The sequence below is a fragment of the Kitasatospora sp. NPDC057512 genome (assembly GCF_042802135.1).
In the GTDB taxonomy this organism is placed as follows: domain Bacteria; phylum Actinomycetota; class Actinomycetes; order Streptomycetales; family Streptomycetaceae; genus Kitasatospora.
In genome coordinates this window covers 1-19,629 of sequence record NZ_JBHVET010000062.1, presented here as the reverse complement: position 1 = coordinate 19,629, position 19,629 = coordinate 1, and the positions used below count along the sequence as shown (strand labels likewise).

Below are 19,629 nucleotides of genomic sequence, written 5' to 3'. Positions count from 1 at the left end.
AAGCGGTGCCGCCGCTACAGCGCGAGGGTCTGCCAGCCCCGGGTGATCTGGTCGTGGACGGCCGCCGGGTCCGGCGCCGTCGGCTGGGCCGCCGCCAGCGCCGCCAGCAGGGCCGTACCGTCCGCCGGGCGCTGCTCGGGGGCCATGGCCAGCGCGCGGGTGACGACGGCGGCGAGCGCCGGGTCGAGGGCCTGGACCGCCGCCAGCGCCGCGGGTTCCGGCCCGGTCTCCACGATGCGGCGGATCACCGCTCCCGTGCTGGTCGCCGCGAACGGGCTGGCGCCGTGCGCCGCGCACACCACGCAGCACGCCCAGGCCCACACGTCGGCCGCCGTACCGACCCGCTCCTCGCCGAACTGCTCCGGCGCCATGTACGTCAGGGTGCCCGGCCCGCCGCCGGTGGCGGTCAGCCGGGTGCCGTCCACGATCGCCGCGATGCCGAAGTCCAGCAGGCGCGGGCCGGCCGTGGTCAGCATGATGTTGGCGGGCTTGAGGTCCCGGTGGACGAGCCCCAGCCGGTGCACCCCGGACAGCGCCACGGCCAGTGCCAGCGCGAGGGCCCGCAGCGCCTCGGCGGAGCGGATCGGTCCCTGCTCGCGCAGGTGGACGTCCAGCGGGCGGCCGTCCAGCAACTCCATGGCCAGGTACGGGCGTCCGGAGTCCACGCCCGCGTCCAGCACCCGGGCGGTGTAGGCGCCGGGGACCATCGCCAGCACCTCGCACTCGCGCTGGAAGCGGCGCAACAGGTCGGTGTCGTCGAGGAGTTCGAGGTTGATGGTCTTGAGCGCGACCTGGGTGGCGGAGCCCTGGCGCTGGGCGAGGTAGACCGTGCCCATGCCGCCGGAGCCGATCCGGCCGAGGAGCTGGTAGCCGCCGATCGTGCGGGGCTCGTGATGGCCGAGAGGGCTGCCGACGGGCGGCCTCGGCAGCACCGGCGGGGCGGCCGGGGCAGTCGGCACCGGAGGGGCGGGCTGCGCGAACTGCGTGGGGACGTACGGGACCTGCGGCGGGGCGTACGGCGCCTGCGGCGGCGCGGTGGGCGCGTACGGGTTCGGCGACACCGGGAGCGCCTGGGCCACTTGGGCGACCTGGGCCGCTCGGGCCTCTTCGGCCCGCACCGCCTCCGCGCCGACCGGCTTGGCCCGGCGGCTCGCCACCACCGCGACGGCCTGGAACACCAGCGCGGCGAGGATCAGCCCGACCGGCAGGAGGAACACGGCGAGCACCGCGCGGAGGGCGACCAGGCCGGCGACCTGGGCCCGGGTCCGGCCGGCCCGCCACAGCTGGGGCGGCATGCCGACGGTCCACAGGTTGCGCTGGGTCAGGCACCAGAGCAGCAGCCAGAGCAGCAGGCAGACGACGAAGGAGGTGATGTACCAGGTCCGCGCCGAATGGAGCGGCAGGTGCGAGACGATCGTGAGGTAGCGCGCGTTGAAGACGTCGAACGACCGCCCCAGCGCCTCGAAGAGGACGCTGCTCCAGACGCGCAGGAGGGCCAGCACCCCCACGGCGGCCAGCAGACCCACCGTCAGTTCGCCGATCGTCGCGCCGATGCCGCCCCGCGCGCCTCCGGCCGGGTCCGCGCCGGCGGCCGCCAACGCCCGGCGGCGCGTTGCCGCTTGGGCGCGCACCAGCACCGGCAGCGTCGCCAACCGCACCAGCAGCGCCACCCCGACCACCACCAGTACCGCGACCTCGAGCGTGTTCAGCATGTCCTCCCCCTGCCTGATCGGGCAGAGGGAGTATAGGCGGGCGCCACCGGGCCCTGGCCCTACCGGGCCCCATCGGGTCCTGGCGGGCCTTACCGGTCGAGCAGCACGGCGAGGTAGCGGTCGATCTCCTCGCGCAGCTCCTCCGGCATCGGCACGTGCCAGTGCCCGCTGCCGGCCGTGGCGTTGAACAGCACGCCGTCGCACCAGCGGAGCAGCCGGCGGGCATCCCCCGTGGGGTCGCCCGAGCCGGAGGCGGCGAGCAGCTCGGCGGCGCGCTGGGCGAAGCGCGCGCCCAGGCGGTCGTAGAGGGTGCGCAGTTCGGGCCTGCGGGTGGCCTCCAGGGCGAGTTCCAGGCGGGCCAGGGTGAGCCGGCGGCCCTCCGTGAGCGCCTGGAAGAGCACCTCGGCGCCGACCTCGGCCAGCAGTTCTCGCGGCGGGACGGCGGCCTGCGGCAGTTCGCCCTCGGCGAGGACCGGGAAGTCGGCGGTCTCCCGCTCGACGATCCGGGCGAGCACGAGCTCCAGCAGGGCGGCCCTGGTCCGGGCGAGGTTGGAGGTCGAGCCGGCGGGCAGGCCGGACGCGTCGTCCACGGCGCGGTGGGTGAGCCCGCGCAGGCCGGCGTCGGCGATCAGGTCGATGGCGGCGTCGGCGATCAGGGTCGGGCGCGGGGGTGTCATGGGTCCGATCATGGCCCTTCCACTCGGGCTCCCCCAACTCACTACAGCCATAGTTTACGACTCACTACACATGTAGTAGCGTGCCAGGCATCGGGCACTACGCCTGTAGTGCCCGGATCGTGCGAGAAGAGGAGCCCCCTCATGGGCCTGCACCAGGCGATCGTCATCGGCGGCGGCATCGGCGGCCTCACCGCCGCCCTCGCCCTCCACCGGCAGGGCATCCCCGTACGCGTCCACGAGCGCGCCGAATCCCTCGAACCCGTCGGCGCCGGGCTCGCCCTCGCCCCCAACGCCCTGCGCTCCCTCGACCGGCTCGGCGTCGGCGGGCGCCTGCGCGCCCTCGCCACGCCGCACCCCGCCGTCGGCCTGCGCCACCCCTCCGGCCGCTGGCTCGCCCGCCTCGACACCTCGGCCTTCGAGGCCTGCTTCGGCGACACCATCGCCGCCGTCGCCCGCGCCGACGTCATCGCCGCCCTGGTCGACGCGCTCCCGGAGGACACCGTCCGCACCGGCTCGCCCGCCACCCTCGTCACCCCCGGCAGCACCACCGAACCCGCCGTCCTGCGCACCGCCGACGGGGAGGAGACGGCCGACCTGGTCGTCGCCGCCGACGGCATCCGCTCCGCGACCCGGGCCCTGCTCTTCCCCCGGCACCCCGGCCCCCGCTACAGCGGCTTCACCACCTGGCGCTCCCTCGTCACCCCCGACCGGCGCCCAGCCGCCGTCGGCGAGGTGTGGGGCCGCGGCCGACTCGCCGGAGTCGTCCCGCTCGCCGACGGCCGGGTCTACGTCTACGGCGCCGCCCTCGCCCCGGCCGGCGAGCGGGCCGCCGACGGGGACGAGCGGGCCGAACTCCTGCGCCGGTTCGGCGACTGGTGCGCCCCCGTACCGCAGCTGTTCGCCCTGGCCGAACCCGAACGCGTCCTGCGCCACGACGTCTGGGACCTCGCCGACCCGCTGCCCGCCCACCACCACGGCCGGGTCGCCCTCCTCGGCGACGCCGCCCACGCGATGTGCCCCTTCCAGGGCCAGGGCGCCTGCCAGGCCATCGAGGACGCCGTCGTCCTCGCCTCCCTGCTCGGCCCCGCCGCCGACCCAGCCGCCGCCCTGCCCGCCTACACCGCCGCCCGACTCCCCCGCACCACCGCCGTCGTCGCCGCCTCCCGCCGCATCGGCGACCTCGTCGCCCTCCGCTCCCCCGCCGCCACCCTCCTACGCGACACGGCCCTCACCCTCACCGGCCTCCTCCCCGCCCGCACCCTGCTGAGCCGCTCGGCCGCGACCTTCGGCTGGCAGCCGCCGGCCCTGGGCGAAGTGGGGTGAGGCGAACCGGGACGAGGGCACCCGCAGCCGCCGGAGCCAAGGCCGGCTACGTGTCGGTGTCCTTGGGGTGCCGGGGCGAGGCGTAGCCGAAGTGGACGGTGCGCGCCGCCTCGTCCACCAGCTACCGCACCCGGCCGCCCGCGGTCACCTCGTACTCCCACTGCGGCAGCTCGACCCCGCCGAAGACCCGGGTCGCCAGGCGCCCCCGGAGCCGGTGCTGCCGATCGGGGTCCCTCGCCGAGAGCGGATTCGCCCGGAGCGCCTCGAAGCAGCGGCGGGCATTGCCGGACGCTTCGGCGCACAGGTCGCTCCAGCCCTTGGCGGCCTCGCTCGCGCCGAACCGGAGGCGCCATTCGCCACCGACGGGCGGCGGCGGGACGTCGTCGCCGCGCTTGGGGCTCACGGCTCGACCACCTCGCCGTGGTCGTCGCCGGGGAGGGGGCCGGTGAGCTCGGCCGCCAGTTCCGGATCCGCGAGGACTCTGGCGGTGGCGCGCCACTCGGCTATCACCCGGTGCAGGCCGGCGTGCACGTCCAGCTCGACGACGTCACGCGTCACGTCGACGAGGTCGACGACGAACTCGCGGACCTCCTCGGCCGACAGGTGCCTGACCCAGGGGAAGACCGCGGGAAGGGCCAGCAGCACGGCCCGCGCACCCTCGTCGCTGCCGATCAGCGCGGTGAACAGGCGCGCGGTGACGTCCGCGGTCTCCTCGCGCTGGCGGTCGTGGCGCTCGGTGGTGAGGTAGAGGTCCTCGCCGTCCCGTCGCGTGACGTGCACGCGCTGGGCCCGCTCCACGGTGTCCGCGACACGCTTGGAGTTCTTCGACAGCTCGGAGAACGACACGGTGAGGGTCGACATGGTCCGACGATAGTTCGGAATACATTCCGAAGTCAATCGGAATGACACCACCGTCGACCGGCCCGTGTCGGTGGCGGTTGCGATGATGCGTGCCATGGGTGACTCCGGCCGTCGGGCCATTGCCGAATACTGGGACGCGGCCGCCGCGGCCTTCGACGAGGAGCCCGACCACGGGTTGCGGGCGGAGCCGGTGCGGGCGGCGTGGGTGCGGCGGGTGCGGGGGTGGATGCCGGGCGGCGGCGCGGCGGACGTGCTGGACGTCGGGTGCGGCACCGGGTCGCTGTCGCTGCTGCTCGCGGCGGACGGGCACCGGGTGACGGGTGTGGACCTGGCGCCGCGGATGGTCGGGCGGGCCAGGGCGAAGCTGGTCGCGGCGGGGCTGACGGCGCGCTTCCTGGTGGGCGACGCGGGCGCGCCGCCGCTCGGGGACGAGAGCTTCGACGTCCTGCTGTCGCGGCACCTGGTCTGGACGCTCCCCGAGCCCGAGCGGGCGCTGCGCGCCTGGGTGCGGCTGCTGCGGCCCGGCGGCCGGCTGGTCCTGGTCGAGGGCCGCTGGCGGGAGACCGGTCGGGCCGCCACCTCGCCGTACCCGGCCGGGGCGGGGCGGCTGCCGTGGGGAGGCGGGGTCCGGGCGGAGGAACTCGCGGAGGCCGTACGGCCGTTGGTCTCCGAGCTGCGGATCGAGCCGCTCGGCGGGGAGGCCGAGCTGTGGGGCGGGCCGGTGGACGACGAGCGGTACGCGCTGGTCGCGCGCCGTTGAGCGGCCTGCCGGGCGTCCCAGCCAGACAGCCCGATCGGACGTCCCGGTCGGGCGGCCCGGTCAGACGTCCCGGCCAGACGGTCCGATCGGACGGCCCGGTCAGACGGGCTGGCCGAAGGTACCGGTGAGCGGGTCGGACCGGTGGCAGGCGGCGCAGCGCAGCCGGGTGTAGATCGCCACCGCGCCCATGAAGACGTCCTCGCGCCCGTCGGCCGGGGACGTGGAGGAGGCGGGTTTCCCGCAGTCCAGGCAGACGCGGCGGGGGCGGGCGGCGATCGAGCAGGCGCGGCAGATCAGGTGGGTCGGGTGCTCCGCGTGCACGACGACGGGCTGCGGCCCGCCGTGCAGCAGGTGTTCGCACCACGTGCAGGACTCGTCCCGCTGCGACGCCAGCATCCGGGCGCGGGTCTCCTGCTGCCACTTCGCCGCCTCCTGCAGCGGCACCTTGACCGGCGGCCCCCACCCGGAGGCGGTCAGCCACTGGGCGCCCTCGGCGCCGGCGGCCCGCAGCTGGTCGCCGACGGCGATGTCCCTGGGGGTCTTCTCTTTCATCGGGGCCTCTCCTCCGGTGGGCTTCCGCAGGGGATAACGCGGCCGGGGCGCCACTGGACACGCCGCCCGCACCCGCTCCCACCCTCCCCCGGAGGCACCGGCCCCGGTTCAGAGGAGCGGCTCGGTGTCCCCGTGCGCGATGAGGAGCTTGCGCAGCAGGGCGTCCAGCCGGGTGCGTTCGTCCGCGTCGAGGGCCGAGAGGATGCGTTCCTCGTTGCGGACGTGACCGGCCAGTGCCCCGTCGATCAGCTCCTTGCCGGCCGGGGTGAGGCGGACCAGGACGGCCCGGCGGTCGGTCGGGCAGGGGTTGCGCTCGACCAGTCCCTTGGCGGACAGCCGGTCGACCCGGTTGGTGATGGCCCCGGAGGTGACCATCGCGGACTTGAGCAGCGCGCGGGCGTTGAGCTCGTACGGCTCGCCTGAGCGGCGCAGGGTGGCCAGCACGTCGAACTCGGAGGAGTCCAGGCCGCAGGCGGTGAAGTACTCGCGCAGGGCGTTGTCGACCCGGACGTTGAGCCGTCGCAGCCGGCCGATCAGGGCCATCGGCCCGGCGTCCAGCTCGGGGCGGGCCCTGGCCCACTGCTCGACGATGTCGTCCACGGTGTCGCGCTGCTGCATGCCTGCCGCCCTTTCGGAGCCGTCTGTCCGTAGCCGTCCACTGCCCTCTGCCTACCCAACGTAGATATCTTAACATTCACATACTTGACGTTCGCGGATCCCGGGCGTAGAAATATCTCAACGTTCAGATAATCAACGTTCAGGGGGACGTCATGGCCGTCATGGACCGCAAGCGCGCGGGGATCGCCGCCACCGCCGCACTCGCGCCGGCCGCGTGGGGCACCACCTACCTCGTCACCACCCAGCTGCTGCCCGACGGCCGCCCGCTGCTGCTCGCCGCGCTCCGCGCGCTCCCGGCCGGGCTGCTCCTGCTGCTGATCGGCCGCCGACTTCCCAAGGGGCGCTGGTGGGGGCGCGCGGCCGTGCTCGGCATGCTCAACATCGGGCTGTTCTTCCCGCTGATGTTCGTCGGCGCCTACCGGCTGCCCGGCGGCGTCGCCGCCACCATCGGGGCGATCCAGCCGCTGCTCGTCGCCGGGTTCTCGATCGGCGTGCTGCGGGTGCGGCCCGGACGGCGGGCGGTGATCGCCGGACTGGTCGGGGTCGGCGGAGTGGCCCTGCTGGTACTCAAGAGCGGCGCCCGGCTGGACGGCGTCGGCATCGCCTCGATGGTCGCCGGGATCTCACTGATGGCCATGGGAACCGTCCTCACCCGCCGCTGGGGCCGCCCCGAGGGCGCCACCCTGCTCGACCTCACCGGCTGGCAGCTCCTGGCCGGCTCGGTCTTCCTCGTCCCGCTCGCCGCCCTGGTCGAGGGTGCGCCGCCCGCCCTGAGCGCCGCCAACCTGGCCGGCTTCGCCTACCTCGGCCTGTTCGGCACCGCGCTCGCCTACTCCCTCTGGTTCCGCGGCATCGAGCACCTCGGCGCCGGCCCGGCCTCCTTCCTCGGCCTGATCAACCCGGTCGTCGCCACCCTCGGCGGCCTCCTCGTCCTCGGCCAGACCCTCACCCCCTGGCAGGCCCTCGGCCTCCTCCTCGCCCTCGCCGCCATGCTCGTCGGCCAGGCCCCCGCCCGCCGCACCCCGGCCGCCGCCCCCTCCGCGGCCACGGTCGCGGCCACAGCCGAGACCCCCGCCCCCCGCCCCGAACCGGCCACCGCCCGCTGACCAGCCCCTCCCGAACGCCCGCGCCCCGCCGAGGGGACTATCAGGATTTCGGCTCTGTTCCGTAGTCGGTGGTGACGCTGCGTCCTCGTTGTTATGGGAGGAGGATGCGGTGGCGGAGGAGGTTGAAGCTGGCCCGGCCGTACATCTGGCGCATGATCTTCTTCGTGCGGGTGTTCACGCCTTCGATGCGGCCGTTGTGGTGGGGCAGGGTGAGGCCGGCGTCCACGGCGGCGCGGTCGAGTTCAAGGCCGTTGCAGAAGCTCTGCAGGTGGGGCAGGTCGGCGGTGCGGACCCGGGTGATCCATTCGGTGAGCTTGGCGTCGTTGCCCGCGGCTGGCGTCAGCAGTTCGGCGAAGCCGCGGACGAGGCCTGCGAGCTCTGTCATCTCGTGGCAGGCGGCGGTGACGAGGTCTCGGAGCGCGGTCTCCTTGGTGCGCAGGCGGCCGGGGTGGGTGAGTAGGAGCCGGGCGGTGCGGCGCGGGGTGGTGACGGGGCGGTCGCCTTCGGCGCGGCCCTGGTTGAGGTAGCGGTGGAGCAGGTTGAGGCTGCCGGTGTAACCCTGCTCCTTGATCTCCCGGAACAGCTGCAGGACGGGTACGGCGGGCTCGGCCGTGCGCCTGGTGCGCAGGTGATCGCGGTAGGAGTCGACCAGGGTGGGCCGGTACTGGGGTGCGATCCGCTCGGCAGCCGGTTCGGGGATGCGCGCGTAGCGCTTGACCGTGTTCAGTGCCAGGCCGAGGCGGCGGGAGCAGTCCATCAGGCCGACGCCTTGATGGAGGAGGGCGTGGATCTTGTGCCAGCGTTCGCGGGTGGTCTGCTCGCGCACCCCGCCGGGACGGGGCGGGTTGACGGTCGCCCAGCACGTCGCGTGGGCGCGGACCTCGGCCAGGACTTTGTCGCACAGGTTCCGGAACAGATGCCAGCGATCGCTGACCTGCACCGCGTGCGGCATTGCGCGGCGGATCGCCTCGGCGTAGGTGGCCGAGCCGTCCCGGCACACCACTTCGGCGCCGGGATGCTCGCGCAGCCAGGCCTCCAAGGTGGCGGCCTCGCGGTCGGGCAGCACATCGATGCGCTGGCCGGTCTCGGCGTTGATGACGACCGTGGCGTAGCGCTGGCGGCGGCGCAGGGCGAAGTCGTCGACCCCGATTACCCGCGGGATCGGCACGATGGGTGTGGGGATGCGGCGCAGTAGACGCAGGGCGGTCGCGTAGGAGACGGGTGTGGCCAGGAACCGGGTGAGACGGGAGGCTGCCCGGCCGCATAACTCCTTGACCACCCTTGAGACCTGGCTGGTCAGACGTGTGGTGCGGCGTTGAAGACGCTCGATCAGCCCGGGGACTTGCTCGCGGAAGGTCTGTCGCCGGCATCCCAGGGCCGGGCAGACCAGGCGCCGTACCTGCACGCGGGCTACGACCTGCCGGCCGTCCACCGGCACATCCGCCACCGTCCGAACGTGATACCCGTGCACCTTCCCCGTCGGCACCCCGCACATCGGGCAGGGCGCCGGAACATCCCGGGTTCGGGCGATGATCCGGATCACCTCGCCGTCGTCCGCCACATCATCGATGACCAGCGCCGAAAGACCTGAAAACACATTTGCCACAAGGGAGTTGACATCTCGCACGTAACGTCAACGATCTCCGTCACCTGACGTCACCACCGACTACGGAACAGAGCCGAAATTCTGATACTCCCCCGCCGAGCCCCCTCGGCGGGGCGCGGGCGTGTCCGGAGGCCGGCGCGCAGCGGTGGGTGAGCGGGGCCCGGCGGGGGTCAGCCGGTGGCGCGGATGTAGATGTCGGCGGCGCCGGGGAGGCCGCCGGAGATGGTGGCGACGTAGATGCGGCGGGCCGTGGGGGCGTGGGTGGGGACGGCGGTGGGGCTCGGGGTGGGGGTCCAGGTGTGGCTGGGGGCGGGGTCGTCGGGGGTGGGCTCGTCCGGGGCGGCGGGCTCGTCCGGGACGGGGTCCGGGGCGGGGGCGACTACGGGGGCCGGGGCGGCGGAGGGGTCCGCGGGGTCGGCGGGGTCGGCAGCGGGGTCGCCGGACTCCGGCGCGGGGGTGGCCTCCGGGGACGGGCTCTCGGCGGGGGTGGGGGTGGGGGTGGCGGAGGTGGCCGAGGGGGACGGGGTCACGACGGGTGGCGGCGGGGAGTCGGGGAGTTCCGGGGCCTCGGACGGCTCGTCGCCGCCGAGGGCGGCGAGCAGGTCGGCGGGCAGCGGGGCGACCGGGCCGGGCGCGGGGAGGTCGTAGGCGCTGAGGAAGTCGCCGAGGCCGGGGGCCCTGCCGCCGCCGAGGCGGTAGTGCAGGTAGGCGACCGGGGCGCCGTCGGAGGTGTGGGTGTAGACGGCGCCGACCGGGACGTAGAAGCGGCCGACGCCGGGGTGCTGGGAGGGGTGGAGCCCGGCCAGGCGTTCGGCGCGGTCCCGGTCGGTCTCGCGGCCGGTGCCGCCGGCGGTGAGCGCGTTGACGCCGCGCACCACGAGGGCGGCGGCGACGGACACGCACAGCACCAGCCCGACGGCGACGGTGCGCCGCAGGACCGGGCGGCCGTGCAGGGCGGGCCACGAATCGGTCACCGTGCGCTCGGGTGGGATGCCGTCCACGGTTGTCTTGCTCCCCCGTTCGGTCAGAACGCTCGATCAGGACGTCTGATCAGGACATTTGTTCGAGTCGCCTGATCGGGACGTCACACTCTGCTCGACGTGGGACGGTAGCCGAGAGTTCCTCAGCCCAGGTAGGCGGGGGCGACCGCGGCCTTGGTGACGGGCTCCGCGCGGCCCGAGCCGTCCGCCGGGACGGTCCACAGGTCGGCGCCGTAGTCGCCGGGCAGGGCGTAGACCAGGGTGCCGTCGCCGGACCAGAGCGCCTGGTCGTCGATGTTGCGCTGCTCGGCGGTGGCGGTCTCGGTCATGGTGGCGAGGTCCAGCACGTACAGCCGCCACGGGGCGTCGGCGGGCAGGCCGGGGACGCGCTTCTTGTACGCGACGCGGGTGCCGTCCGGGGAGAGCGAGGGGCACTCGACGTTGTCGTGCAGGGCGGTGAGGGTGCGGGCGGAGAGGTCGCCGCGGACGAGGTGGGTCTGCCCGGCGCTGGCGAGGGTGGCGTAGAAGGTGGTGTCGTCGGCGAAGGTGACGCCCCAGATGTTGACGTCGTGCGCCTGGTACGGGCGGCCGTCCAGGACGACCGCGAAGTCCTCCAGGTTCTCCCGCAGGTTCCAGTCCCGGACGTCCACGATCGAGGTGCGGGTGGAGAAGTCGCTGCCCGCGTACGAGTCGCCGCTGACGAAGACCGTCCAGGCGGCGAGGTGTCCGGACGGCGAGACCCGGGAGCGGGTGGGGATGCCGGCCGCCGGGAACGAGCGGAGCTCGCGCAGGTGGCCGTCCAGGACGACGGCGCGGTAGGTGTCCTCCAGCGCGCCGTGCTGGGCCTGGAGGCAGATGCCGGTGCCGGCGGCGGCGTGGAAGCGCAGGCACTGGACGCCGGAGGCGGTGCGCGGGCCGTCCGGGTGGTCGGCGGCGACGGTGGTGATCTCGTCCCGGTGCGGGCCCCAGGCCATGTTGCGGAACAACAGCTGTCGTCCGCCGGACTGCACCTGTAGTGACACCGGGCCGGTTGCGACGGACGGCCCGCCGGGCTGGGCCTGGTCCCGGCGGGCGGTGCGGTCGGCGGCGTAGAGGACGGCCCCGGTGCCGACCGCACCGAGCAGCACGACGGCGACCAGCAGGATGATCACCCTGGTCCGGTTCCGCAGGTTCATCGGGTCTTCTCCTCCGGGGGCTTCACGGTGACGGGTTCGGACCCGCTCTCCACGGCGACGGGCTCGGACCCGGTCTCCACGGCGACGGGCTCGGACGGGTGCGGCAGCGCCGCGGCGGAGGGTTCGGACCGGCGCAGCACCGCCGCCGCGCCGAGCACGCACAGCGCCAGCGACCCCGCCGACCAGCCCAGCGCCGCCGGGCCGCCGACCACGCCCCACAGCGCGCCGAACAGCAGCGAGCAGGCGAACCGGGCGAGCGCCTGCCCGGTGCCGACCAGGGCGAGCCCGGCGCCGCGCTGCTCGGCGGGCACGGCGTCGGCGGCCGCCGCGGCGAGCACGCCGTCGGTGGCCGCGTAGAAGGTGCCGTGCAGCGCCAGCACGCAGAGCACCGCCGGCAGCCCGCGCAGCGGCGAGAGCAGCAGCCCGTACGCGAGCAGCAGCACCCCGTGCCCGGCGAGGAAGAGCCGGTGGCGGCCGATCCGGTCGGCGAGCGCGCCGAGCGGGACGGCGAGCATCAGGAAGGCCGCGGCGGTGCCCAGCGGCAGCAGCGGGAACAGGCCTACGGGCAGGTCCAGCCGGCGCTGGACCAGCAGGTAGAGGAAGGAGTCGCTGACGGTGGTGAGGCCGAGCAGGACGGCGCAGAGCGTCAGCCGGCGCAGCCCCGGCAGCCGCAGCAGGGTGAGGCCGGCGCGCAGCGAGGGGGCGGACGCCGACGCGTCGTCGCCCTGCTGCCGGTTCGGCACGAACAGCAGCAGGATCAGCACGCCGAGCGCCGCCACGCACGAGCTGACCGTGAACACCGCGTCGTAGCCGTGCCGTTCGCCGCCGTCGGCGAGCAGCGGGCCGCCGGCCAGCCGCAGCACCAGGAAGGCGGTGAGCGGGCCGAGCAGCGCCCCGGCCGTGTCCATCGCGCGGTGCACCCCGAACGCCCGGCCCCGGTGGGCGGGTTCGGTGGCGAGCGAGATCATCGCGTCCCGGGGCGCGGTGCGCAGGCCCTTGCCGGTGCGGTCGACGGCGATCACGGCGCCGATCAGCGGCACGGTGTGGACGAGCAGCAGCAGCGGCCGGCACAGCGCGGACAGCCCGTACCCGACGGCCGCGACGGCCTTGTGGCGGGCGGCGCCGTCGCGGCCGCGGCGGTCCGAGAGGTGGCCGCCGACCAGCCGGACCAGCGCGCTGAAGCCGTTCTGGATGCCGTCGAGCAGGCCGAATCCGAGCGGGGAGAGGCCGAGGCCGGTGAGCAGGTAGAGCGGGAGGACGGCGGTGACCATCTCGGAGGAGATGTCGGTGACCAGGCTGACCGTGCCGAGGGCGAGGACCGCCCCCGGCACGGCGCCCCGCCGCGCCCGACCGGTGGCCGGCCCGGTCGCCGCCCCGGTCGCCGCCCCGGCGGGGGCCTCAACGGCGGTCGGGGCGGCGGCGGTCGGGGCCGCGGGGGCCTTCGAGCTGCGGGAGTCCGCGACGTACACGGGCGTCAGTTCCAGATTCCGGTGATGTCGGCGGCGCCGGCCGAGTTGCCCGCGTGGGCGTTGACCCCGGCCAGGTCCTCCAGGGTGTGCAGCACGTCGTAGTGGTTGTACGTGGTGGCGGTGCTGCTGCCGGGGGCGACGTGGGCGCCGTAGACCAGGGTCGGGATGCGGTTGCCGGACAGCTTGTTGTCCTCGTCGAAGGTGAGCAGGAGCAGGCTGTTGTGGCTCTTCGCCCACTGCGCGTACCCGTCGAGGTTGGCCTGGAGCCAGGAGTCGCCGGTGCCGACGGAGCAGTCGTGCATGTCGTCGCAGAGGTCCGGAACGACGAAGGAGACCTTCGGCAGGGTGCCGTAGTCGCTCGGGAACGCGTCCATGCCGTACGCGCTGGAGGTGGGCACGTTGCCGAAGCCGAACCACGGGTTGTGCTTCTGGGCGTAGCCGCCGCTGCTGCAGTCGGTGGCGCCCGGGCCGGGCAGGCCCTCGTTGTAGCTGGCCCAGGTCTGGCCGGAGCCGATCAGCTCGGACGCGAGGTTGGGTTGCTGCAGGGCTCCGACGTCCACGCAGCCGTCGTCCACGATGCCCTGGGAGCCGCCGGAGAACAGCATGTAGTAGTTGGGCTGGCTGGGGTGGGTGAGCGCGTAGGACTGGGTCAGCGTCGCGCCGCCGGCCACCAGGGTGGTGTTGATGTACGGGGCCTTGGAGCTGCCGATCACCTGGGAGTAGGCGTGGTTCTCCAGGACGACGACGACCACGTGGTCGGGCGCGGGCAGGCCGGCGGTGCCCGCGGCGGTGTCGGCGGCCGCACTGCCGCCGACGGCCCAGAGGCCGAGCGAGCCGGCCACCAGGCCGAGGCCGGCGGCCAGCGCGGTGACCGGACGCAGCGGGCGGAGCGGGCGCGGCCGACGGCCGGGGCGCGGGCGGGAGGCGGCGGCGGAACCGGGGGTGCGCGGTCGTGCGAAGGCCATGGTGTCCTCCGGGTGTCGGGGCTTCCTGGCGGGAGCGCCGAGAACAGTAGGAGTGCCGCGGTGACGTGTACCGCACAAGACAGGTGAAGAACAGGCGAACAGCTGCCGCGCCCGGGCGGACCGCCGGCGTCGGACGTCACACCCGCCGCGATTGACCCGTTCCGCCCGGGCGTGGTGGGATCACCGGGGCTTGGGACGAAAGGGTGCGGTACGTGAGCGGACTGGTCGCCGTCGTCCCCCGCACCCTGGTCGTCGGGGTCGGCGCGAGCAGCGGCGCCGAACGGACCGAGGTGCTGCGGCTGCTGACGGACACCCTCCGGGAGGCCGGGCTGGACCGCGCCGAGGTGGCCCGGCTGGCCACCGTGACGGGCAAGGCGGACCACCCGGCGGTGCGCTGGGCGGCCGACCACCTCGCCGGCGTACCGGTGGACGAGCACCCGCCCGAGGCGCTCGCGGGCGTCCCGGTACCGAACCCCTCCGCCGCCGTCGGCACGGCCGTCGGCACCGCGAGCGTGGCCGAGGCGGCGGCGCTCGCGAGCGCACCGGGGGGCCGGCTCCTGGTCGCCAAGCGGAAGTCGGCGCGGGCCACGGTCGCGATCGCCCGAGCGGCGGTGCACGGACGACACGCGCTACTCGCCCTCGGCGACGACCCGCGACCCGCCGTACCGCCCGGCCCGTACGAGCCGCACCGCGCCCACCATCGGCCCTGACCGCCCGAACCACCCGGACCAGCCGCACCACCCAGCGAGGAGACCCCGCGTGACCGCCCCCGAACCCGACCTGCGCCACCACGGCGACGCCGAGGTGCGCGCCGACGGGCTCGGCCTGGTCGACCTCGCCGTCAACGTCCGCACCGGCACTCCCCCGACCTGGCTGCGCGAGCACCTCGCGGCCACCCTCGGCGACCTCGCCGCCTACCCCGACCAGAGCGCCGCGCGCGCCGCCGTGGCCGCCCGGCACGCCCGCCCGGTCGAAGAGGTGCTGCTCACCTCGGGGGCGGCGGAGGCGTTCGTCCTGCTGGCACGCGTCCTGACGCCTCGTCACATCGTCGTGGTGCACCCCCAGTTCACCGAACCGGAGGCGGCCCTGCGGGACGCCGGACACCGGGTGCACCGGGTGCTGCTCTCCCCCGGGAACGGCTTCCGGCTGGGCGCCGTACCGGAGGAGGCGGACCTGGTCGTCCTCGGCAACCCGACCAATCCGACCTCCGTGCTGCACCCCGCCGAGGCCGTCGCCGCGCTGGCCCGACCGGGGCGCACCCTGGTGGTGGACGAGGCGTTCATGGACACCGTCCCGGGCGAGCGGGAGTCCCTCGCCTCCGCCCGGGACCTGCCCGGCCGGGTCGTCGTGCTCCGCAGCCTCACCAAGACCTGGGGGCTGGCCGGACTGCGGATCGGCTACGTGCTCGGGCCGGCACCGCTGATCGCCGACCTCGGCGCCGCCCAGCCGCTCTGGCCGGTCTCCACCCCGGCACTGGCCGCCGCCGAGGCGTGCAGCGGCCCGGCGGCGCTCGCCGAGGCGGAGCTGGCGGCGGCCGACCTGGCGCTCTGGCGCGAGCACTTGGTGAAGGGCCTGGCCGCCTTCCCGTCGGTGCGGCTGTACGGCGAACCGGCCGCCTCCTTCGTCCTGGTACGGCTTCCGGACGCGGCGGCGGTCCGGCGGCGGCTGCGCGAGCACGGCTTCGCCGTCCGGCGCGGGGACACCTTCCCGGGGTTGGGCGAGGAGTGGCTGCGGATCGCCGTCCGGGACGAGGCGACCACCGACCGGTTCCTCAACGCCCTTGAGACCGTGCTCGGTTCGGCCTGACCGGCGCAACACCAGCCCACCCCCGGCCGCCGTCCGACCGCCCATCAGGCCGGACGGGTGGACGCACAACAGCACACCCCAGGCCGACCCAGCGAGCGCTACTGGAGCCCGAGCGCCTCCCCCGCCAGGGCGGTGCCCTGCACGCGGGCCGCGATCTTGGCGAAGGCGGTGTCCCGCGAGGTGGAGGCGTCGTCTGCGAACGGTGAGAATCCGCAGTCGTCGGTCGTGCCGAGCTGGTCGACCGGGATGTGCCGGGCTGCGGCCAGCACCCGGTCGCGCACCTCCTCCGGGGTCTCCACCCTGGGATCGATCGGGTCGGTCACTCCGACGAACACCCGGATTCCGGGGCGGAGTTGATCCGCGATGACGGCGAGCACGCGGTCGGGGTCGGCCTCGCTCGCCAGCTGCACGTAGAAGTTGCCGACCCTGAGCCGGAAGAGCTTCGGCAGCAGCTCGGCGTAGTCGACGTCCAGGCTGTGGGTGGAGTCCTGGTCCCCGCCCGGGCAGGTGTGCACGCCGAGGCGGGCCCGCTCCTCCTCGGTGAACCGGTCGAGCACCTGGTTGTTGAGGGCCACGAAGTCGTCCAGCAGACTGCCCGACGGGTCCAGCTTGAGCGACAACCGGGCCTCGGTGAAGTCGAGTTGGACGACGTGGGCGCCCGCGTCCAGGCAGCCGCGAATGTCGGCCTCGGCCTCGTCGGCCAGGTCCTTCAGGAAGGTCTCGCGCGAGTACCCGTCGATGCCGTCGGCGGGGTAGAGCAGGCTGAGCGCGGAGGGTGCGATGACGGCCTGCTTGACGGGCTGCGAGGTGTGCCGCAGGGCGTCGCGCAGATAGGTCTCGGCACGGACCCGGTACCGGAAGGGTCCGGCGGTCAGCCGCGGCAGCTGCCGGGTGTGTCCGTCGGCGAAGGGGATGACGGCGCCGTCCCCGGCGAGGGAGGTCAGCCCGGCGAGGGGGTACGTGACGAAGCTCGGCTTCGCCTGCTCGCCGTCCACCAGGACGGGGCAGCCGAGCTCCGCCAGCCTGGCCAGGGTGTCTGCGGTGGCCTCGTCCTGCAGCTTCTTCAGGTCGGCGTCGGACAGCCGCCCCTCGGCGTGTTCGGTCAGGGCGTTCAGCAGGGTGCTCGGCCGGGGGATGCTGCCGATGGGCTCCGTGAGAATGGTCATGACGGGACGGTAGAAAGGGCGGCGCCCCGAGCACAACGGGGCGCACGGCGCACTCCGCTCGACCATTCCCACCTCGTACGCCCTACCCTTCTCCATTCACGCCCCTGGAACAGCACACCCCTCCGCCCAATCCCGTAGCGTGGCGAAGTCGTCGGCGAGCAGGCCGAGTCGGGGGTTGACGTGCAGGGCGAGCGCCGGGCCGGGGTGGTGGGCGGCGATCCACTCCTCGTCCTGCGGGCCGAGTTCGTCGTCCACCCAGACGAACGGGCGCCCGGCGGCCCAGGCGACCACGTCCCTGGTCTTCCAGTGCAGCCCGTCCCGCTCCTCGCCGAACAGGTCGGACCAGCTGATGTACGGGAGTTCGGGCAGGCCCAGGTGCGGGCCTATGTGGGTGTTCGCCTCGCCCATCCATCCGGTGGCCCACACCAGTTCGTACGGCAGTGCCAGCAGTTCCGCGCCGTGCGAGGGGTTGAGCCAGACCCGCAGCGGCTTGACCCGGACGGCGGGGGGTTTGGCGTGCCTGGCGCGGGTCGCCTGCCGGGCCTGGACCGCCGCCAGGTGCTCCTGCTTCGCCACCCACCAGGAGGGGCGCAGCCGGTGGGTGGCGTAGCCCTCGGGCCTCCGCTTCGGCGCGGCGTAGGGGTTGAGCGGTCCGTCCACGTCGAGGAGGAGCAGGGGCTGCTGGGTCATGCCATGAATTCTCGGTCCGGCGGGGGCGCTTGACCAGCGGTTTGCGGGCCGGGGCCCCGACCGTAAGGCCTACGCCGGGTCCTACGGTCGGGACCACGGCGCCGGGCGCCCTACGGGCGGGACCACAGGTTGCGGGCGGCGAGCAGCGGGAGCACGCCCTCGCCGAACCAGTACGCCTCCTCCAGGTGCGGCATCCCGCTCAGCACGAACTCGTCGACGCCCAGCCCGTGGTACTCGCAGATCAGGTCCGCGACCTCCCGGTGGCTGCCCACCAGCGCCGTTCCGGCGCCGCCGCGCAGCAGCCCGATACCGGCCCACAGTCCGGGGTACACCTCCAGCCGCTGCGCCGAGCCGCCGTGCAGCGCGAGCATCCGCCGCTGCCCCTCCGACTCGCTCGCGGCGAGGGCCCGCTGGGTCTCCCGCACCCGGTCCGGGTCCATCGCGGCGAGCAGCCGTTCGGTCTCCGCCCAGGCCTGCGCGGCGGTGTCCCGGGTGATCACGTGCAGCCGGATGCCGAACCGGACGGTCCGGCCCCGGGCGGCGGCCAGGTCGCGGATCCAGCGGATCTTCTCCCGGACCTGGGCGGGCGGTTCGCCCCAGGTCAGGTAGACGTCCGCGTGCTCGGCGGCGACGTCGCCGGCGGCCGGGGAGGACCCGCCGAAGTACACCGCCGGGACCGGGTCCGGCAGCCGGTTCAGCCGCGCCCCCTCGACCCGCAGGTGCGGTCCGTGGTGGTCGACCGTCTCCCCCGCCCAGAGCCGTCGGGTGATGTCCAGGAACTCCCCGGTCCGCGCGTACCGGGCGTCCTTGTCCAGGAAGTCCCCGTAGGCGCGCTGCTCGGCGGACTCCCCGCCGGTCACCACGTTGAGCAGCAGCCGTCCGCCGGACTGCCGCTGGTAGGTCGCGGCCATCTGCGCGGCCAGTGTCGGGCTGATCTGCCCGGGCCGGAACGCCACCAGGTACTTCAGCCGCTCGGTCACCTGGCTGAGCATCGCGGTGGTCAGCCAGGCGTCCTCGCACCAGGCCCCGGTCGGCGTCAGCACCCCTTCGAAGCCCAACTGCTCGGCGCTGCGGGCGATCTGGCCGAGGTAGCCGACGCTCGGCGGCCGGTCCGAGCCGGCCGTGCCGGGCGTGGAGCCGTGCCCGCCGCCGACGATCAGCCGGCTGTCGCCGTTGGTGGGGAGGAACCAGTGGAAGGTGAGAGCCATGGACGGACACACTCCTGGGGCCGGTACTGCCTGCGGTCGGTTGTCGGAACCCGCCGACCGCGACACCCGTCCGCCCACACCCGCCCCAGGTCCACGTGCAGACGGCGCACGAGGAGGGGGCGGCCCGGAGCAGTCATGGCCCGATTCTCCGGGACCGACCCACCCCGATCAAGACCCACTCCGATCAGGACGCGGCCCGATCAGGACCCACCTCGATCAGGACGCGGCCCGATCAGGACCCAGCCGGGGCGCGACCACGACGCCCCGGCCGGAGCACCGGCGCACCGCATGGAGCGCCGACGCCCGCCGGTCAGCCCTTCGGCACCCCGTAGGTGTACCAGCCGCTCCAACCGCCGCCCGAGTTCCGGTCGATGTACTGCTGGTAGCCGTCGGCGCCGCGCGCCGAGGGGGTGAGGGCGCCGGACTGGTTGGAGCTGACGATGGTGATCCGACTGACCAGGCTGCCGCCCATCCTGGTCCAGGCGCTCAGGTTGCTGCTGTTGCCGATCGTCCAGCGCGTCCACATGGCGTGGTCGGTGCCGACCACGAAGACCTGCTGGGTGCCGTCCTGGAAGGTGTGGAAGGCCTGGCCGCCGACGCCGTAGTCCCCGCCGCACAGGAAGTCGCCGCCGAAGATCGTGCTGCCGCAGTGCGCGGGGCTGGTGATGGCAGCCGAGGCGGGGGCGGCGGCCAGGCCGATGCCGGCGAGGGCGGCGGCGACCGCGACGGCGGCCTTGATCTTGTTCACAACTGCTCCTGACTCGTCGGGTACGGGACCCGTCGACCGGCCGGGACGTCCGTGGCGGAGCCCGCCCGGCGCCCGTCCGGCGGGCCCTCACCGGTAGCAACGGGCGCGGCGGCCAACCGAGTTCACCGCGATCCCGACCGGATCCGGCCGACCCCGCAGAGGCCGGGGAACGACGGGACGCCCGCGGGCCCCCTCCCGTCTCGGGAG

General features: G+C 74.5%; 20 protein-coding genes. 5 read left to right on the top strand and 15 right to left on the bottom strand.

The window, feature by feature from the left end:
* Nucleotides 1-14 precede the first annotated feature (14 nt).
* Nucleotides 15-1,712 carry a serine/threonine-protein kinase gene (locus ACFU6K_RS07195; RefSeq protein ID WP_380661385.1) on the bottom strand — a complete coding sequence of 566 codons (1,698 nt, stop codon included), beginning with the start codon at nucleotides 1,710-1,712 and terminating at the stop codon, nucleotides 15-17.
* Nucleotides 1,713-1,801: 89 nt separating this feature from the next.
* Nucleotides 1,802-2,389: a TetR/AcrR family transcriptional regulator gene (locus ACFU6K_RS07190; protein ID WP_380661384.1), complete on the bottom strand. Its 588-nt coding sequence runs from the start codon at nucleotides 2,387-2,389 to the stop codon at nucleotides 1,802-1,804.
* A 141-nt stretch (nucleotides 2,390-2,530) separates the two neighbouring features.
* On the opposite strand from ACFU6K_RS07190, the gene ACFU6K_RS07185 reads away from it, so the two are divergent.
* The gene (locus tag ACFU6K_RS07185; RefSeq protein WP_380661383.1) at nucleotides 2,531-3,712 is read left to right on the top strand and encodes an FAD-dependent monooxygenase; all 1,182 of its coding nucleotides are present in this window, start codon (nucleotides 2,531-2,533) and stop codon (nucleotides 3,710-3,712) included.
* A 121-nt stretch (nucleotides 3,713-3,833) separates the two neighbouring features.
* On the opposite strand, the gene ACFU6K_RS07180 is transcribed toward ACFU6K_RS07185, so the two are convergent.
* Both ACFU6K_RS07180 and ACFU6K_RS07175 read right to left on the bottom strand, forming a co-directional pair.
* Entirely contained in the window at nucleotides 3,834-4,115 is a 282-nt protein-coding gene (locus ACFU6K_RS07180) for a hypothetical protein (protein ID WP_380661382.1), read from the bottom strand.
* Nucleotides 4,112-4,573 carry a prevent-host-death family protein gene (locus ACFU6K_RS07175; RefSeq protein WP_380661380.1) on the bottom strand — a complete coding sequence of 154 codons (462 nt, stop codon included), beginning with the start codon at nucleotides 4,571-4,573 and terminating at the stop codon, nucleotides 4,112-4,114. Before ACFU6K_RS07175 ends, ACFU6K_RS07180 begins: the two co-directional genes overlap by 4 nt.
* A gap of 94 nt (nucleotides 4,574-4,667) precedes the next feature.
* On the opposite strand from ACFU6K_RS07175, the gene ACFU6K_RS07170 reads away from it, so the two are divergent.
* Nucleotides 4,668-5,333 (top strand): class I SAM-dependent methyltransferase, encoded by a 666-nt coding sequence (locus ACFU6K_RS07170; RefSeq protein WP_380661379.1) that lies wholly within the window; start codon nucleotides 4,668-4,670, stop codon nucleotides 5,331-5,333.
* 99 nt (nucleotides 5,334-5,432) lie between these two features.
* On the opposite strand, the gene ACFU6K_RS07165 is transcribed toward ACFU6K_RS07170, so the two are convergent.
* Nucleotides 5,433-5,885 (bottom strand): hypothetical protein, encoded by a 453-nt coding sequence (locus ACFU6K_RS07165; RefSeq protein ID WP_380661378.1) that lies wholly within the window; start codon nucleotides 5,883-5,885, stop codon nucleotides 5,433-5,435.
* A gap of 108 nt (nucleotides 5,886-5,993) precedes the next feature.
* Nucleotides 5,994-6,503, bottom strand: a complete 510-nt coding sequence (locus tag ACFU6K_RS07160) for a MarR family winged helix-turn-helix transcriptional regulator (protein WP_380661377.1) — start codon at nucleotides 6,501-6,503, stop codon at nucleotides 5,994-5,996.
* Between the two features lie 152 nt (nucleotides 6,504-6,655).
* Between ACFU6K_RS07160 and ACFU6K_RS07155 the strand changes: the two genes are divergently transcribed.
* On the top strand, nucleotides 6,656-7,609 hold the full coding sequence (locus ACFU6K_RS07155; RefSeq protein WP_380661376.1) for an EamA family transporter: 954 nt from the start codon (nucleotides 6,656-6,658) through the stop codon (nucleotides 7,607-7,609).
* Nucleotides 7,610-7,700: 91 nt separating this feature from the next.
* On the opposite strand, the gene ACFU6K_RS07150 is transcribed toward ACFU6K_RS07155, so the two are convergent.
* From ACFU6K_RS07150 to ACFU6K_RS07130, 5 genes are all read right to left on the bottom strand, one after another.
* Nucleotides 7,701-9,206, bottom strand: a complete 1,506-nt coding sequence (locus ACFU6K_RS07150) for an ISL3 family transposase (RefSeq protein ID WP_380661386.1) — start codon at nucleotides 9,204-9,206, stop codon at nucleotides 7,701-7,703.
* Between the two features lie 179 nt (nucleotides 9,207-9,385).
* Nucleotides 9,386-10,216: a hypothetical protein gene (locus tag ACFU6K_RS07145; RefSeq protein WP_380661375.1), complete on the bottom strand. Its 831-nt coding sequence runs from the start codon at nucleotides 10,214-10,216 to the stop codon at nucleotides 9,386-9,388.
* A 122-nt stretch (nucleotides 10,217-10,338) separates the two neighbouring features.
* Complete coding sequence (locus ACFU6K_RS07140; protein WP_380661374.1) at nucleotides 10,339-11,370, bottom strand: TolB family protein; 1,032 nt, start codon at nucleotides 11,368-11,370, stop codon at nucleotides 10,339-10,341.
* Complete coding sequence (locus ACFU6K_RS07135) at nucleotides 11,367-12,839, bottom strand: MFS transporter (protein WP_380661373.1); 1,473 nt, start codon at nucleotides 12,837-12,839, stop codon at nucleotides 11,367-11,369. Before ACFU6K_RS07135 ends, ACFU6K_RS07140 begins: the two co-directional genes overlap by 4 nt.
* A gap of 5 nt (nucleotides 12,840-12,844) precedes the next feature.
* Entirely contained in the window at nucleotides 12,845-13,804 is a 960-nt protein-coding gene (locus ACFU6K_RS07130) for an alkaline phosphatase family protein (protein ID WP_380661372.1), read from the bottom strand.
* A 212-nt stretch (nucleotides 13,805-14,016) separates the two neighbouring features.
* On the opposite strand from ACFU6K_RS07130, the gene ACFU6K_RS07125 reads away from it, so the two are divergent.
* Together ACFU6K_RS07125 and cobC are read left to right on the top strand one after the other, a co-directional pair.
* Nucleotides 14,017-14,514 carry a cobalamin biosynthesis protein gene (locus tag ACFU6K_RS07125; RefSeq protein ID WP_380661370.1) on the top strand — a complete coding sequence of 166 codons (498 nt, stop codon included), beginning with the start codon at nucleotides 14,017-14,019 and terminating at the stop codon, nucleotides 14,512-14,514.
* 49 nt (nucleotides 14,515-14,563) lie between these two features.
* Complete coding sequence (gene cobC / locus ACFU6K_RS07120) at nucleotides 14,564-15,610, top strand: Rv2231c family pyridoxal phosphate-dependent protein CobC (protein ID WP_380661369.1); 1,047 nt, start codon at nucleotides 14,564-14,566, stop codon at nucleotides 15,608-15,610.
* A gap of 98 nt (nucleotides 15,611-15,708) precedes the next feature.
* On the opposite strand, the gene ACFU6K_RS07115 is transcribed toward cobC, so the two are convergent.
* From ACFU6K_RS07115 to ACFU6K_RS07100, 4 genes are all read right to left on the bottom strand, one after another.
* Complete coding sequence (locus ACFU6K_RS07115; RefSeq protein WP_380661368.1) at nucleotides 15,709-16,776, bottom strand: cobalamin-independent methionine synthase II family protein; 1,068 nt, start codon at nucleotides 16,774-16,776, stop codon at nucleotides 15,709-15,711.
* Between the two features lie 96 nt (nucleotides 16,777-16,872).
* Complete coding sequence (locus ACFU6K_RS07110; protein WP_380661367.1) at nucleotides 16,873-17,466, bottom strand: hypothetical protein; 594 nt, start codon at nucleotides 17,464-17,466, stop codon at nucleotides 16,873-16,875.
* A 110-nt stretch (nucleotides 17,467-17,576) separates the two neighbouring features.
* Complete coding sequence (locus ACFU6K_RS07105) at nucleotides 17,577-18,674, bottom strand: LLM class flavin-dependent oxidoreductase (RefSeq protein ID WP_380661366.1); 1,098 nt, start codon at nucleotides 18,672-18,674, stop codon at nucleotides 17,577-17,579.
* Nucleotides 18,675-18,984: 310 nt separating this feature from the next.
* On the bottom strand, nucleotides 18,985-19,422 hold the full coding sequence (locus ACFU6K_RS07100; RefSeq protein ID WP_380661364.1) for a hypothetical protein: 438 nt from the start codon (nucleotides 19,420-19,422) through the stop codon (nucleotides 18,985-18,987).
* Nucleotides 19,423-19,629: the final 207 nt, after the last annotated feature.